The 14,588-nt window shown below is 54.6% G+C and carries 12 protein-coding genes; all 12 read left to right on the top strand.

Annotated elements, in window-relative coordinates; genetic code table 11:
• Nucleotides 1-69 precede the first annotated feature (69 nt).
• Entirely contained in the window at nucleotides 70-519 is a 450-nt protein-coding gene (gene azu / locus QUE41_RS15720) for an azurin (protein ID WP_286339947.1), read from the top strand.
• 879 nt (nucleotides 520-1,398) lie between these two features.
• A complete protein-coding gene (gene hydA, locus QUE41_RS15715) occupies nucleotides 1,399-2,634 on the top strand; it encodes an iron hydrogenase large subunit HydA (RefSeq protein ID WP_286339946.1) in 1,236 nt (411 codons plus the stop codon).
• Between the two features lie 10 nt (nucleotides 2,635-2,644).
• Nucleotides 2,645-2,962, top strand: coding sequence for an iron hydrogenase small subunit HydB (gene hydB / locus QUE41_RS15710; protein ID WP_028109439.1), 318 nt, complete (start codon nucleotides 2,645-2,647; stop codon nucleotides 2,960-2,962).
• Between the two features lie 13 nt (nucleotides 2,963-2,975).
• Nucleotides 2,976-3,662, top strand: coding sequence for a cytochrome b/b6 domain-containing protein (locus QUE41_RS15705; protein ID WP_286339945.1), 687 nt, complete (start codon nucleotides 2,976-2,978; stop codon nucleotides 3,660-3,662).
• 87 nt (nucleotides 3,663-3,749) lie between these two features.
• Nucleotides 3,750-5,186 (top strand): [FeFe] hydrogenase H-cluster radical SAM maturase HydG, encoded by a 1,437-nt coding sequence (gene hydG, locus QUE41_RS15700; RefSeq protein WP_286339944.1) that lies wholly within the window; start codon nucleotides 3,750-3,752, stop codon nucleotides 5,184-5,186.
• On the top strand, nucleotides 5,186-5,800 hold the full coding sequence (locus tag QUE41_RS15695) for a hypothetical protein (RefSeq protein ID WP_286339943.1): 615 nt from the start codon (nucleotides 5,186-5,188) through the stop codon (nucleotides 5,798-5,800). The genes hydG and QUE41_RS15695 overlap by 1 nt, the downstream gene beginning before the upstream one ends.
• On the top strand, nucleotides 5,797-6,813 hold the full coding sequence (gene hydE / locus QUE41_RS15690) for a [FeFe] hydrogenase H-cluster radical SAM maturase HydE (RefSeq protein ID WP_286339942.1): 1,017 nt from the start codon (nucleotides 5,797-5,799) through the stop codon (nucleotides 6,811-6,813). Before QUE41_RS15695 ends, hydE begins: the two co-directional genes overlap by 4 nt.
• Before the next feature lies 1 nt (nucleotide 6,814).
• Nucleotides 6,815-8,056, top strand: a complete 1,242-nt coding sequence (gene hydF / locus QUE41_RS15685; RefSeq protein ID WP_286339941.1) for a [FeFe] hydrogenase H-cluster maturation GTPase HydF — start codon at nucleotides 6,815-6,817, stop codon at nucleotides 8,054-8,056.
• 182 nt (nucleotides 8,057-8,238) lie between these two features.
• Nucleotides 8,239-10,116, top strand: a complete 1,878-nt coding sequence (locus QUE41_RS15680) for a DUF262 domain-containing protein (protein WP_286339940.1) — start codon at nucleotides 8,239-8,241, stop codon at nucleotides 10,114-10,116.
• Nucleotides 10,117-10,655: 539 nt separating this feature from the next.
• Nucleotides 10,656-10,874 carry a hypothetical protein gene (locus tag QUE41_RS15675; protein ID WP_286339939.1) on the top strand — a complete coding sequence of 73 codons (219 nt, stop codon included), beginning with the start codon at nucleotides 10,656-10,658 and terminating at the stop codon, nucleotides 10,872-10,874.
• 406 nt (nucleotides 10,875-11,280) lie between these two features.
• On the top strand, nucleotides 11,281-12,177 hold the full coding sequence (locus QUE41_RS15670; protein ID WP_286339938.1) for a hypothetical protein: 897 nt from the start codon (nucleotides 11,281-11,283) through the stop codon (nucleotides 12,175-12,177).
• Nucleotides 12,178-12,322: 145 nt separating this feature from the next.
• The gene (gene gapS1 / locus QUE41_RS15665; RefSeq protein WP_286339937.1) at nucleotides 12,323-13,933 is read left to right on the top strand and encodes a GapS1 family protein; all 1,611 of its coding nucleotides are present in this window, start codon (nucleotides 12,323-12,325) and stop codon (nucleotides 13,931-13,933) included.
• Nucleotides 13,934-14,588 lie beyond the last annotated feature (655 nt).

The following is a 14,588-nucleotide window of genomic DNA, read 5'->3' as shown; positions in this document are numbered from 1 at the left end:
GAGCGCCGGATACGTATCTCTTTCTAATAGCAAAACAACAAAACACCTTTAATGACACGGAGAATCACTATGACAAATCGAATCCTGGCGGCTGCCGCATTGATGCTGGGCCTGAGCTTTGGCGCCAACGCCTCTGAGTGCGAACTCAGTCTGGAGGCCAACGACATGATGCAGTTCAACACCAAGGTGCTGAGTGCGCCCGCCAGTTGTAAGGAGGTGAGCATCACCCTGACCCACACCGGCACCCTTCCTGCCCAGGCCATGGGCCACAACCTGGTGATCACCGACACCGCCAATGTAGCGGCAGTGGGCACCGACGGCATGGCCGCCGGTTTCGACAACAACTACGTGAAGCCTGGGGATGAGCGGGTGTATGCGGCCTCCAAGGTGATTGGCGGCGGTGAGTCTGTCACTCTGACCTTCAGCACTGAAAAGCTGACCGCAGGGGGTGATTACACCTTCTTGTGCAGCTTCCCCGGTCACTGGGCCATCATGCAGGGTAAGTTTGAGTTTAAATAAACTCTGTAGGTGATTAAATAGACTATAAGGGGCAACTGGTTTGCCCCTTATTATTTTTATTGAAAGACATTGCTCTAATTGGATAATTGGTTAGACCAAATAGTGATCGTGGCCTGTTTTTTACACAGTTAATAAACATAAACTATTGATTTGTTATTTTTGGAGTGTATTAATTAAATTTCGCTTGAACTGTTGCTGGCGTCAGCAATGAAAAAACGGCCTGTTCATAAATTATTCTCTCTGATTGTGAATGGCCTGGAAAAGCGGCATTGTCAGCGTTGAATTGCTCAGCTTATTTCTTGTGTTTCCGAAGGGAATCAAAGTGCGCCGATAAGGGGGGGGCAACCTGATTCTGGTGAGCGCCGATCTCGGTGGGCGCAGCTGTGACAGGGCTTTGCGCCCGCCTCCGGGTTGCCGCGATGGAGTGATAAGGCACTGGAATAGACCGATAACGGTTCAGTAATAGTGGTGGTTAATAAATTAATGCTGCAGAATAAAGGCATCTTATATTTCCCGCCGTTTAAACCGGTACGGAGTTCTTTTTGTTAATTTGCTGTCGTTCATTTAAATATTTTTGATCAAATGAAATTGGTCGAGTCATAATCGATGCCAGTTCATTGCACTGGTTGCAATTAGCTGATCGTGACATTTGAAATTTCACTCTCTGCAATAGACGTTTTAGATCATAACTTTCAATAAAAGTTGTGAGATCTGTGTCGTCTTTATTTCTGAACTTGATTTAAAGCAAATTTGCTGTGCGTTCTTTTCTCTATATTCCCCGCCGCTTTTAAAGAACTACGTCTCACGGCAATCGACAACAGCAAAACCAGAGCGATTAACTCTGTTGTCGATGGCCGTTAACAAGGAACGCAACTCCCTATGACTGCTACCACCTATCAAGCCGGTGAAATCCAGGGGCTGATTGAGATCGACGCTTCCAAGTGCAAAGGCTGTGACGCCTGCAAGAAGTTCTGTCCCACTCAGGCCATTGTTGGTGCCTCCGGCGCTGCCCACTCCATCGTTAAGGATCGTTGCCTGAGCTGCGGCCAGTGCATGATCAACTGCCCCTTCGGTGCCATCAAAGAGACCCACAGCGCGCTGGACAGGGTGATCCGCAAGCTGGCGGACAAAGACACCACTGTGGTGGGCATTATCGCGCCTGCGGTGCGCGTTGCCATCGGCGAAGAGTTTGGTCTGGGCACCGGCGAGCTGGTGACCGGCAAGCTGTACGGCGCCATGAACAAGGCGGGCTTTAAGATCTTCGACTGTAACTTCGCCGCCGACCTCACCATCATGGAGGAGGGCAGTGAGTTCATCCACCGCCTGCACGCCACCGTTAAGGGCGAGGAGCACGCCGGCGCCCTGCCTCAGTTCACCTCCTGCTGTCCCGCCTGGGTGCGCTACCTGGAAGGCAACTTCCCATCGCTGCTGCCTCACCTGTCCACCGCCAAGTCGCCTCAGCAGATGGCCGGTACCGTGGCCAAGACCTACGGCGCCAAGGTGTACGACATGGAGCCGGAGAAGATCTTCACCATCGCCGTGATGCCCTGCACCGCCAAGAAGGTGGAGGCCTCCCGCCCTGAGTTCAACTCCGCCTGGCACTACAACCATGAGCATGGCGCTCACGCCGCCGAGTACCCGGATGTGGACGCGGTGCTGACCACCCGCGAGATGGCTCAGCTGCTCAAGTTGCTGAAGATCGATCTGGCCACCACCCCGGCCTACGACGGCGACAGCCTGTTTGCCCAGTACACAGGCGCCGGCACCATCTTCGGCACCACAGGTGGCGTCATGGAAGCGGCCCTGCGTACCGCCCACAAGGTGCTGACCGACACCGAGATGGCCAAGCTGGACCTGGAGCCAGTGCGAGGCCTCGAAGGCGTTAAGGAAGCCGATGTCACCCTGTTCGACAAACAGTTGGGCCAGGAGGTCACCGTGAAGGTGGCGGTGGTGCATGACATGGGCAACAACATCGAACCCATTCTGCGTGACGTGGCAGCGGGCACCTCTCCCTACCACTTCATCGAGGTGATGAACTGCGCCGGCGGCTGTGTGAACGGCGGCGGGCAGCCCGTACAGGGCACAGGTTCATCCTGGATTGGCAACATCGGATAAGGACACTCTCATGACCAAGAAGACCCATCTGTTCGCCGAAGACAGCTTCTTCCTGTCTCGTCGTAAGTTCATGGCCGTGGGCGCCGCCTTCGTTGCCGCCATGGCCATCCCCGTGGGCTGGTTTGCCAACAAGCTGGCTCGTCGCAACGACTACATCAAGGCCCGCAGCGCCGGTCTGTACCAGGACGACGCCATCGCCAAGGTGCGCGTCAGCCACCGCAACCCGGCCATCGAGAAGTACTACAGCGACTTCGGCGGCGAGCCTCTGGGGCACATCTCCCACGAGCTGCTGCACACCCACTTCGTTGACCGCACCAAGCTGAGCTAAGGGAGAGACGACAATGCATCATGACCAACATGACATGAGGCCCATCCTCAAGCACCCTCTGAACGTGCGGGTGTTCCACTACATCCTGCTGATGAGCTTCCTGCCTCTGGCGGCCACCGGCCTGCTGCTGTTCTTCAAGCCGCTGACCGACCAGGGCATGGAGCTGACCTACAACATCCACATCATCGCCGGTGTGGTGATGACCCTGGATGCCGTGGCCTTCACCGTGATGGCGTTCGATCGGGTGGTGCTGTTCGTGGCCCGGGTGTTCAGCCTGTCTGAGCGCGACGTGAAGTGGTTTATGGTTCTGGGCGGTTACCCGCAGAAGTTCCTGTTTGGCAAGAAGGTGCCTGTGCCACCGATGAACAAGTACAACTCCGGCCAGAAGCTGTTCGGTGCCTGTGTGCTGGTTGGCGGTACCGCGCTGATCCTCTCCGGCCTGGTGCTGTGGCTGATCCCCCACGCCGCCCCTCGTGACCTGGTGTGGCTGCTGGGCATGGCTCACCTGGCCAGCGGCCTGCTGCTGACCGCCTTCCTGCCGGTTCACCTGTTCCTGGCGGTGTACCGCTTCGACGACTTCAAGGCGATGATGATCCACGGCAACGTGCCCTATCACGACGCGGCGGAGTACACCCCATTGTGGGTGGAGCAGGAGATCGCCCCGGTGGCCACCAGCGGTGACGAACTGGCCCGCAAGTAAGCCCTTGCTTACCCCTTAACTCAAACACAAGCAGCCCTCGCAAGGGGGCTGCTTTTAACGTCTGAAACCACCCGACTTGGACCCGACATGAGCACACATCACCATCCACTGAAGCAGCCTGTCTACGATCCTCAAACCAGTTTTATCTACGACGACGGCCTGTGGGCCATCATCGACCAGTGCGCCAACCCCAGCATCGAGCAGGTGAGGGCGGTGCTGGAGAAGGCCCGTCAATGCCAAGGGCTGACCCTGGAGGAGACCGCGGTTCTGCTGCAGAACACCCACCCGGAACTGGATGAGGAACTGTTTGCGGTGGCCAGGGAGATCAAGGACACCATCTACGGCAACCGCATCGTGCTGTTTGCCCCGCTGTACGTATCCAACCACTGCGCCAACAGCTGCAGCTACTGTGGCTTCAATGCCGACAACCATCAGCTTAAGCGCAAGACCCTGAGCACCGACGAGCTGCGCCGGGAGGTGGAGATCCTCCAGGATATGGGCCACAAGCGAATTCTGGCGGTTTACGGCGAGCACCCGCGCAACAGCGTCAAGGCCATTGTCGACAGCATCAAGACCATGTACGACGTTAAACATGGCGACGGCGGCGAGATTCGCCGCATCAACGTCAACTGCGCCCCCATGAGCGTGGAAGATTTTCGGGTGCTTAAGAGTGCGGCCATCGGCACCTACCAGTGCTTCCAGGAGACCTACCACAAGGCCACCTACGAGAAGGTTCACCTCAAGGGCAAGAAGAAGGGGTTCAACTACCGGCTCTACGCCATGCACCGCGCCATGGAAGCGGGCATCGATGACGTGGGCATCGGCGTGCTGTTTGGCCTCTACGACCACAGGTTCGAGCTACTGGCGATGCTGGCTCATGTGCAGGAGCTGGAGCAAAACTGCGGCGTCGGCCCCCACACCATCTCCTTCCCGCGCATCGAGCCTGCCCACGGCTCCGAGCTCAGCGAGCGCCCGCCCTATGAAGTGAATGACGACTGCTTCAAGCGCATTGTCGCCATTACCCGCCTGGCGGTGCCCTACACCGGTCTTATCATGAGCACCCGGGAGAGCGCCGAAATGCGCAAGGAGCTGCTGGAGCTGGGGGTTTCCCAGATCAGCGCCGGCTCCAGCACCGCCCCCGGCGGCTACCAGAAAGCCCTGGAGCAGCAGCATGACGCCGAGCAGTTCTCCCTGGGGGACCATCGCCCCATGGACGAGATCATCTACGAGCTGGTGACCGACTCTAAGTCTGTGCCCTCTTTCTGCACCGGCTGCTACCGCAAGGGGCGCACCGGCGACCACTTTATCGGTCTGGCCAAGCAGCAGTTCATCGGCAAGTTCTGCCAGCCCAATGCCCTGATCACCTTCCGCGAGTACCTCAACGACTACGCCAGCGAGCGCACCCGCGAGGCGGGCAACGCCCTGATTGAGTCGGAGCTGGCCAGCATGAGCCCGGCCCGGGAGCGCAACGTGCGCACCTGCCTGGCCAAGACCGACGGCGGTGAAAGGGACATCTACCTGTGATGAGCGTTTCACAAAGGGGCGTGCGCCCCAGCCCCGGCCTGGACAGAGGCGCCCTGCTGGCGGCCCTGGAGGAGGCCAGCGAGGTGGTGCTGCACGCCGCCATCTACGACAACTTCGCCGGCTCGCCGGTGGAGGCAATGCTGCGTCGCCGCCTGGCTGACGGCAGCCTCAAGCGCCTGACCATACTGTCGGTGTTGCCGCCCAAATGCTGGCGTCAGGAGTTCTCCCAGGTGCTGCGCCAGGGGATGACTCCGGGACAAGTTTCCCGGGTGTACGCCGCTTCACGCCAGTGGTGCAACGATTTGTCTGAGGCGTTTCCCAACCAGGTGAAGTTAGTGCTCACCAGCGCCCTGCCGCTGCAGCCTCAGCTGTTGGTGGGCGACACCCTGTTTGTCGGCCACTATGCCCACAGCCCGGAGCCCGCAGCCCTGGGCCTGTGGTTGCAACTGGATGCCTGCGTCCTGGGCCTGGCGCCGGGGGCGTTGATTCAGTGGTTTAACCTGGGGCAGGTACCCACGCAGAGTGAGCCCTGGGCCATCGCCCTGGGCCGCTATGTGCAGGAGTGCATCGCCGCCGCAAAGGTGAGCCCTAGAGCCGGGGAGTGCCGGTCATGAGTCCGCCCCTGGCTGACCAGATGCCGCTCAGCCGGCAACAGGTGCTGGAACTGCTCGGCGGCAGCGACGACGACTGGCTGTTCAGCCGCGCCCGGCTGGCCACAGAGCTCGCCTTTGGCGATCAGGTGTTTATGCGCGGCATCGTCGAGTTCTCCAACCACTGCCGTAACGACTGTCACTACTGCGGCCTGCGCAGCGCCAACCGGGAGGTGGTGCGTTATCGCCTCAGCCACAATCAGATTCTTGAGGCGGCCGATCAGGTGGCCAGCTTCGGCATGGGCACCCTGGTGCTGCAATCCGGTGACGACACCAAGTTCCGCTGTGATGACATCACCCAGCTGATTCATCAAATCAATGCCAAACACAAGCTGGCGATCACCCTGTCCCTAGGGGATCGCAGCCTGGAGGAGCTTAAAGCCTGGCGAGAGGCGGGGGCCGACCGCTACCTGCTGAAGATGGAAACCTTCAACCGCAGGCTGTTTGCCGAGTCCCGCCCCAAGGCCAACTTCGATGAGCGTCTGGACAGGCTTAAGGGGATTCAGGCCCTGGGCTACCAGACTGGCTGCGGCATCATCACCGATCTGCCGGGGATGACCGACGAGATTCTGGCTCAGGACATTATCGAACTGACCCGGCTTAAGCTGGATATGATCGCCTGCGGGCCCTTCGTGGCCCACCCTCAGACCCCCATGGCCCTCTCCGGCAACGGCTGTGTGCTCAAAAGCCACAGGGTCAGCGCCATCCTGCGGCTGATGAACCCCGGGGCCAACATCCCCGCCACCAGCTCGCTGGAGGCTCTGGAGCCCGGCGCTCGCGCCCTGGCTCTGCTGCGGGGCTGCAACGTGGTGATGCCGTCGTTCACCCCACAGCATGTGTTTTCCAAGTATGACATCTACCCCGGCAAGAACGCCGCCAAGGCGTTCCTGCGCGAGCGGCTGGAGGTCATACGCAACCAGATAAAACAGCACGGCCTGGAGCCCTCTAGTGCCCGTGGTGATTCCAGGAGTCATTGATATGTGTACCGGAATGCAAAACGCCGCCGACGCTGCGGCCCAGGCCACGCCCCGGGGCATGCGCTACCAGATAGCCCTGGTGGGCCGCCGCAACGTGGGAAAATCCTCCCTGCTCAACGCCATGACCGGCCAGCAGATCTCTATCGTCTCAGAGACCAAGGGCACCACCACAGACGCGGTGGCCAAGCCCTATGAGCTGCTGCCACTGGGGCCGGTGACCATCTTCGATACCGCCGGCATCGACGATGAGGGCGACCTCGGCGCCCTGCGAGTGGGCGCCACCCACAAGGTGTTGTGCCGCGCCGACATGGCGATGCTCATCGCCGACGATCAGGGGCTGGGTGACTACGAACTGGCGCTGATTGAGCAGATGCAGTCTCTCGAGCTGCCGTTTCTGGTGGTGTTCAACAAGGGCGACAGCCATCAGCCCTCCCGGGATGATCTGGCTTTCTGCCTGGAGCGCAGCCTGGCCCACATCTGCGTCTCCGCCACCACCGGCAGCAATATCTCGGCCCTGAAGCAGCGGCTGTTTGAATTGGCACCGGAGGAGCTCAAGGCAGAACCAGTGCTGGCCGGGGATCTCTACCGCAGTGGTGACGTGGTGCTGTGTGTGGCGCCCATCGACACCGCCGCCCCCAAGGGGCGTCTCATCCTGCCCCAGGTGCAGGTATTGCGCGAAGCCCTGGACCGAAGCGCCATGGCCATGGTGGTCAAGGAGACCGAACTGGCCGACGCACTGAAGCGCTTCACCACACCGCCCAAGCTGGTGATCACCGACGCCCAGGTGATCAAGTTCGTCGACCAGGTGGTGCCCAACTCCATTCCCCTGACCACCTTCTCCAGCTTGTTTGCCCGCTTCAAGGGCGACCTGCCGCCCATGGTGGCGGGGGCCGAGCGCTTCGACAGCCTGGAAGAGGGCGACAAGGTGCTGATCGCTGAGGCCTGCAGCCACAATGTGCAGGAGGATGACATCGGCCGGGTGAAACTGCCCAACTGGATTGGTAAATACACCGGCAAGAGCCTGCAGTTCGATGTGGTCAGTGGCCACGATTTCCCGGACAACCTGGAGGAGTACGCCCTGGTGATCCACTGCGGCGCCTGCATGTTCAACCGCACCGAGATGCTGCGCCGGGTGCGCGAGTGTCAGCGCCGCGGCGTGCCCATCACCAACTACGGCGTAGCCATTTCCAAGCTTCAGGGCGTCCTGCCTCGGGTTATCGCCCCACTGATGCCCAACCAGTAATCGACCTCCCCGTCATCGGTCTTCGGGCTGGTGGCGGGGTTTTTCTGTCAGCCCTGTCGTCCAGCTCCATTCCCCTGCCGTGACCCGTCCACTACTCAAAGCATAAGTCACCATGGTATAAGGCTTTGTTGTGATGTCAGAGGCGGTCTTTGGCACACCCTTGATGAGTCAGGAACCACTCAATGAACAAGCAATCGCTTACCGACCTTTTCTCCAGCACCCTGTTCCACATTCCCGACTATCAGCGGGGTTACGCCTGGGAGAAGAAGCAGTGGCGGGATTTCGTTGAGGATCTGGATGCCTTGGTTACCGACGACAATGTTCACTACCACTACACCGGCACCGTGGTGACCTATCAGGCCAGTCACCCTACCGCCACCTATGGGCGCCGACCGGCTAAGGTGGTCGATGTGGTGGATGGCCAACAGCGCCTGACAACGACCTGCTTGTATCTGTCGGTGATCATTAATGCCCTGATAGCCAAGGGGCGGACCGAGTATGAGCGGGACATCGCCGACTTTCTCTACGACGGTTTGCGCTGCAAGCTCACCCTGAATAATGACACCGCCGAGCTGTTCCATCGGCTGCTGTCAGAGGGACGGCCGCTCAAGCTACCCACCACCCCACATCAGCGCCGTCTGTGCGAAGCCACCGCCTACTTTCAGGCCCACGTCGCTGAGCTTTTGACTGACGATGCCAAGGGCGTGGATTACCTGATCCAGCTGTTTGAGGCGATCACCGGTAAGTTAGTGTTTACCTCCTACACCATCGAGGAGGAGTGTGAGATTGGCATGACCTTCGAGCTGATGAATTCCCGGGGCAAAGAGCTGTCGGTGCTGGAGCTGCTGAAAAACTACCTGATGCACTGGATTGCCCGCAATGGTGCACCCGAGGAGCGTGAGGAACTGACCAGCCGGGTGAACCTGGCCTGGCGTGACACCTATGGCTTTGTGGGCGACGCTGGTGGCAGCGAGTCTCAATGTCTGCGCCTGGCGTGGACTCTTTATTGCCATCATCTGCCGAAAAACTGGAAGGGTTATGACGGCTTCAAGCAACCTCAGTACATCCCGCTGAGAGATTTTGCTGTCGATGGACAGCCTGGAAAGGCCACTAAAACCAAGGCGGAAACCCGCGCCTTTATGCTGAAGTTCGTAAAGGGATTACCTGAGGTAGCCCGCCACTACCAGGTCGTCATCAGCCCTACGGCGGATAACACCGATTCCGCCGCCGAACTGGCCTGGCTGGAGCGGATCAACAACACCGGCAACATCGCCAACTTCTTGCCTTTGTTGGTGGCCGCTCGAAGCCGTTGGCAAGCCGGCGAGGTAACAGAAGCCCAGTACATCGAATTGCTGCAGGCGCTGGAGTGCTACGCCTATCGGGTGTTTCTGTTCGAGGGCAAGCGCAGTAACTCAGGCAGCTCCACTCTGTATCGCTGGGGCCACGAGCTGTTTAATCAAAGTCAGCTGAATTTGGAGGCCATAGTCGCCAAGATTCATGACTTGATTCGTTATTACGCCAGTGACAGTGCCTTTGCGGTTCAATTGAAGGAGCCGGGTAAGTGGTACCACTGGCGCAGGCTGCTCAAATACACCCTGTTTGAATACGAGCACCACCTGATGGACAAAGAGGGCAAGGGCAGCAAGCCGAAAATCACCTGGCAGGAGCTGGCCAAGGACTCCACCATCGAACACATCCTGCCCCAAACTCCGGCGGAAGACTCCCATTGGCTTAAGGTGTGGAGTGACGAGGAGCGCGCCACCCACCTGCACGACCTGGGCAACCTGGTGCTGACCAAGGACAACGCCAGCTACTCCAACTTCGATTTTCAGCGAAAGAAGGGTGCCCCTGGCGTCAGCCCCAGTTACAGTGACTCCTGCATCAAGCAGGAGCGCAAGCTGGCCACTTACGATGACTGGAATGCGGAAACCCTTAATCATCGCCGCCAAGCGCTGGAAGCCTGGATTCTCGAGCGCTGGCAGACGCGCCACTTTGCTATGGACACTTCCATGGATGATGAGCTGGAAGAGGAGGCAATGATGGGGGAGACGGAGCTGTAGTCTTTTCCGGTCTGAAAGCTTCCCGAATTAGCTTCCGTCATTGACCATCAGGTCGGTAGTGGGGCTCAAGCAACACTCCTATTATCCCTGGAGGCCCTTTGTTGCGAAGGCCGTCATCCAGTGCCATTCCTTCTCTACTGAAGTGGCCTCCCCAAGAGGAGTCGAACCACCCGAAGAAGAGCAGATGCTTGAAACCGCTAGGCTGCTCACCAAACATTATCAGACGGCTTACCAAGCCATTAGGTATCGTCAAGCTCAGAGGTACTCTACTGAATGGGACATTGTCCGAGACGATATGAAGCCACAAGGGCTTAGCGTCAAGAGTTTTGACCGCTGGATTAGAGTCTGTGAGAAAAAAGGGGGATCCGGCTCGATGGCAAAACACTGATCACCACTGTGTTTGAGGAGTGATGACTTCACCTCAACTTGAGGCCACCTCACCCCAAGCTGAGGGGTTTATTTGTTGATTCACTGGATGTTTGTGTGGTGCTATTGAGAAAGGGACTCTGAATCAAGCCGAATGCTCATGGAGGCAATTGATGGCCAGCACTGATCTTCAACTAACTCTCAATTTTGAGAACGGGCAGTACTCTATAGACTTCGACGGGACATGTGTGTTTGCCATTAGCTCTTCAAGCGTGACAGAGGAACAGATCAACAACATCTATGAAGGAATGGTGCGTTCATTTGGTCTTGGGCTTCAGATCGGAGTTGAAGCGCATAAGGCCGGGGCCACTGGCTGCACAGTCAAAGTGTAAACAGTGGTGTAGTAGGACCTCAAAACGGCAGGTCTTTAAAGTTGGAGTTGAAAGAGCCTCTGCGCTTTTTGGTTTTTGGTTATCATTCTATTCCCTATAGCTGCTGTGGTTGTAGGGGTAGTGCCCCTAGCTGTTTTGACACTCCCTGCCGCACTGATATTTGGTGAACCCTTCTTTGGAGAGATCCTTCCAATCTTCAAAGCACTGCTCTAGCCATCATCTAGAGTGTTCGTTGTTTTTTGGTAAGTAGGGAGGTTAAATCTCTAAGGGGGGCTTAACCCCAGTACCGCCTCCTCAGTCAGATTTGTACTGCCGCGAAATATGAAATTTAAGAAGCCCACTTTTTGGGGCGCGAAGCCATATTAGAAATAGCCTAATTGATCAGTTGTTGAAGGAGAGGCGCTGTATGCGAGAGATAGCTTTTTGTAAGTTATCAGGGAGGTTGTACCAGGGTCGTTCTAGCTTCGGTACTCCTGTTGAAAATCCCACTCCGATGTTGCCCATCGAGTTTGTTGGTGTGGATATGCAAGTTCCTGATAGAGAACTTTGGGGTTACTCAGGCCTGATCTTCCGTGAGGACAGCTTCGACCCCATTACAAAGATTCGCCGAGGGCGCGTTTATCGACAGTACTCCTCTCAGCCAGCAACTTGGCATGTTCAAGACCCCATACGCAAAGATCTGAATACTCGTCCATGGGGAGGCGGTCTTGCCCAGCTACTTGAAGCCATTAGTTATCAAATCGATTCACTTACGTCTCTCCGATCTTGTAGTGCTCTTCCCAAAGTAGTGTTGGGTGATGAGCCCTATCATTCGTTTTGGAAGGTCTTGTCAATTGAGAGTCAAGTCGATGGACAACCTTTGATCACCCTTAAGGCATTGCATAGTTTTGGTGTGATACCTGAACTACTGGCCCACCATATCCAACCGACTACTGCTTTACGGTCAATACAGCAAACTCTGGACAAGGTAGAAGCTAGTGCTAATCGGCTGGGGCCAGTAGATACCATCGATAGGTGTCGAGATGCTCTTTCAGTTGTGTTTGGCGCGTTGGCCGGAGATCTTCACTTGGATTTGGGCAAAGGTGTTGGGAAGTATGTTGAGTCAAACAAAGCGCGCAACCCGAAGGGGAATGGAGAAAACCTGGTAAGCCGATGTGCTGACACTGTTAGGCGTTTACATTATCGAGGAAAACCGAATGAGCAGGAGAGGCACCAAACTCGACCATTAACTGATGATGATGCCAACTTGGCCTTAAGTTGTTTGTGGTTTGTGCTGGTTGAATTGGGGTGGGCTAAGGCTTAAGGTTTTCGTTAATGACAGGCTTGTTTGGTGGGGTTTTGATGAAGGCGCAGAAACAAGACGAGTTGGTTGCCAGTGCTGGAATTAATAGAAGTAAAGATGGGCTGCTTATTAGGGTTGGTTGTTTTCATATGGAGCGAAAATTATTATGAGTCAATATGAGAAGAGAACATTAGAAATTAAAAAGAGACTAAAGAGGTTCACCGATAGCTCCTTTGCTTATCAACTATTTAACTATTTAGCAAAACCTAGTGGCAACTTGACTGTGAGCTTAAGAAAAGCTCCATGGTGTTGTATGCTTGCTTTGAAGTGGAAGCTGAATTATCGAGCGTATGATTATGCTGTAGATATAAGCGAGGCTGAACTATTAAAGATTCTAAATATGATATGGAATCTGCAAAACGAAGTTATATCTGGGAATGAAAGTTTTGAAGAAGTAATGATGTCACTTAAGCCACTTCTTAGAATACAATCTACTTTTCAAGTCTCCGAAAAGTCTCAGCTTGAGAGTATATGTAGGCAGCTAATGTGGTTCTCGGAGAACGATCCTATAAAGTTAGCTTTTAACAAGCTCACGGATATTGATTTAATAGACTACTATGAGATATCTGCGATGCTCCAAGTCTGGCTGTCTTCAAAGAAAGTCCAAGAGGCTGAAGCAATAAACTTGGGTGATATAATTACGAAACTCCATCCTAGGCATTCTATTGAAACGATAATTGGTTACATAAAATTGGTGGGAATTCCCGTTCGACTTCTTCCAGAATTCATGAACAGGTTTGAGCAAGGAGCATCACCGGAGTGGGAATATTTTGAAGATTCACCATTGATGCTTAAACCTATCTTAGTGGAAGCTGAAAAGTTTGCATTTATAAGCAAAAGTGTATTTTCCAATGGAACAACTGATTTAGTGCCATGTTTATTAAAGCTCCATTTTAAAGAGGAGTTCAAGTCAATTTTTGGTCCTGTGATGGAGAATTATGTTGAAAGCATTTTAAATGATGCTCAATTGACATATATACAAGAGAGCCAGGTTAAGGAGCTCTATAGAAACAACTCGATTAGTGGTAAGGTTATTGACTTTCTAATTCAGGAGCATGATGGTTACATATTAGTTGACTCAAAGGCAATAGAGCCGGATATGGTAGTCAAAACAAGTACCGACAAAGGGAAGATTGAGAAAAGGCTGGAGGGTAGTTTTATAAAAGGACTTGTTCAATCTCAGGAGTGTGCAAAGAAATTAAAGGAAATAGGATATATTGAGGGCAATAAGAAATTGTCTTCAATTATCGTAACGCACAAGAACTATCAGATTCCTTCAGCGAGAGCCCTCAACGAGGTAATTGATAGCGAAATAGAGCAAAAGGTAATTGATGAAGTTGGAAGTGTAGAGGTGCCCATTAGCAGAGTCTATTACTTAAGTATTGATGAGTTTGAAATGTTACTTGAGGTCTGTAAAAGTGAAAGCTTGTCTTTGTCAGAGATTATTGACGTTGTTGAGGGATTGGATCAAGAACTTGGCAAAAGAAAGTCCTTCTTCTCTCAGTATCTAGAGAATATTGCTTCGGAGAAAACTGGGCAAAACGAAAAGATATCTAGAGAAAGAGATCTCCTGTTTGATAGGATGATCCAAGCACTCCAGATGTCCATATATGCATGGAATGGTAATGTTATTGAGTTCTTAAAGTTGCACTCTTTTGTTAAGGGTGAACTGACTAGTGTAAAAGATACTGACTTTCTACTTAGCCTTAAGGAATAGTTGGCGGGCGCTGATGCAGAGCATTGCCTGTGGATGTTACAGGCTCTTCCAATCCTTCTCCCTTATCGTGGGGGGCGCAGCTTAGGAAATTATTGGGTCGCTAGTAATCCACAACTGGTAATCATGATCTTGGTGTTTACTGGGACTAGGGGTTTGAACAACCTACGTATAAGGGGTCGCAATTTTTGAGGTATGAGTTCATACCACTTAACTGATTTGGCCCTGGTGATTTGTACCAGATGTAATAAATCAATTACGCAGGGGTAAGATCCCGTCTAAACCCTCTAAAGGTCGAAAAAGGGACTTTAGGGGTTTAGAGGGGGGTACCTAGCGCATACTTGGAAAAAACACGCCAAAGAAAAGCCAAAAAACTGGCTATTTGGGTACTGGATTACACAGTTTACTGCTGGGCGGTCAGCTCTGGCCAGGAGCATTCAACGGGCTCTCAGCGCTTAGCAAAGTTATTAGGGGGCATGGGATTGGCCTAGGCCCGCCGCGTGTCAGGTGGTGGTTTGATGCGTGGTGGCGACAGATCTCGCACCCTGGGGCGGGTCAAATCTCTAGGGCCTTTAGACTAAGTACCGCCCCCCTGGTCAGATTTTTATGCGTGAGAAATAAGGATCTTTTTTGGGGGTGAGCATGATGTTCATTATCA

Origin of the sequence: Ferrimonas sp. YFM (assembly GCF_030296015.1) — a bacterium.
GTDB lineage: Bacteria > Pseudomonadota > Gammaproteobacteria > Enterobacterales > Shewanellaceae > Ferrimonas.
Note: the sequence above shows the minus strand (reverse complement) of the source record. Positions and strands in the feature narration are given on the sequence as shown.

Excerpts from the sequence above, each read along its gene's own strand:
- azu (WP_286339947.1), top strand. The coding sequence starts at position 70 with ATGACAAATCGAATCCTGGCGGCTGCCGCATTGATGCTGGGCCTGAGC.
- hydA (WP_286339946.1), top strand. The coding sequence starts at position 1,399 with ATGACTGCTACCACCTATCAAGCCGGTGAAATCCAGGGGCTGATTGAG.
- hydB (WP_028109439.1), top strand. The coding sequence starts at position 2,645 with ATGACCAAGAAGACCCATCTGTTCGCCGAAGACAGCTTCTTCCTGTCT.
- QUE41_RS15705 (WP_286339945.1), top strand. The coding sequence starts at position 2,976 with ATGCATCATGACCAACATGACATGAGGCCCATCCTCAAGCACCCTCTG.
- hydG (WP_286339944.1), top strand. The coding sequence starts at position 3,750 with ATGAGCACACATCACCATCCACTGAAGCAGCCTGTCTACGATCCTCAA.
- QUE41_RS15695 (WP_286339943.1), top strand. The coding sequence starts at position 5,186 with ATGAGCGTTTCACAAAGGGGCGTGCGCCCCAGCCCCGGCCTGGACAGA.
- hydE (WP_286339942.1), top strand. The coding sequence starts at position 5,797 with ATGAGTCCGCCCCTGGCTGACCAGATGCCGCTCAGCCGGCAACAGGTG.
- hydF (WP_286339941.1), top strand. The coding sequence starts at position 6,815 with ATGTGTACCGGAATGCAAAACGCCGCCGACGCTGCGGCCCAGGCCACG.
- QUE41_RS15680 (WP_286339940.1), top strand. The coding sequence starts at position 8,239 with ATGAACAAGCAATCGCTTACCGACCTTTTCTCCAGCACCCTGTTCCAC.
- QUE41_RS15675 (WP_286339939.1), top strand. The coding sequence starts at position 10,656 with ATGGCCAGCACTGATCTTCAACTAACTCTCAATTTTGAGAACGGGCAG.
- QUE41_RS15670 (WP_286339938.1), top strand. The coding sequence starts at position 11,281 with ATGCGAGAGATAGCTTTTTGTAAGTTATCAGGGAGGTTGTACCAGGGT.
- gapS1 (WP_286339937.1), top strand. The coding sequence starts at position 12,323 with ATGAGTCAATATGAGAAGAGAACATTAGAAATTAAAAAGAGACTAAAG.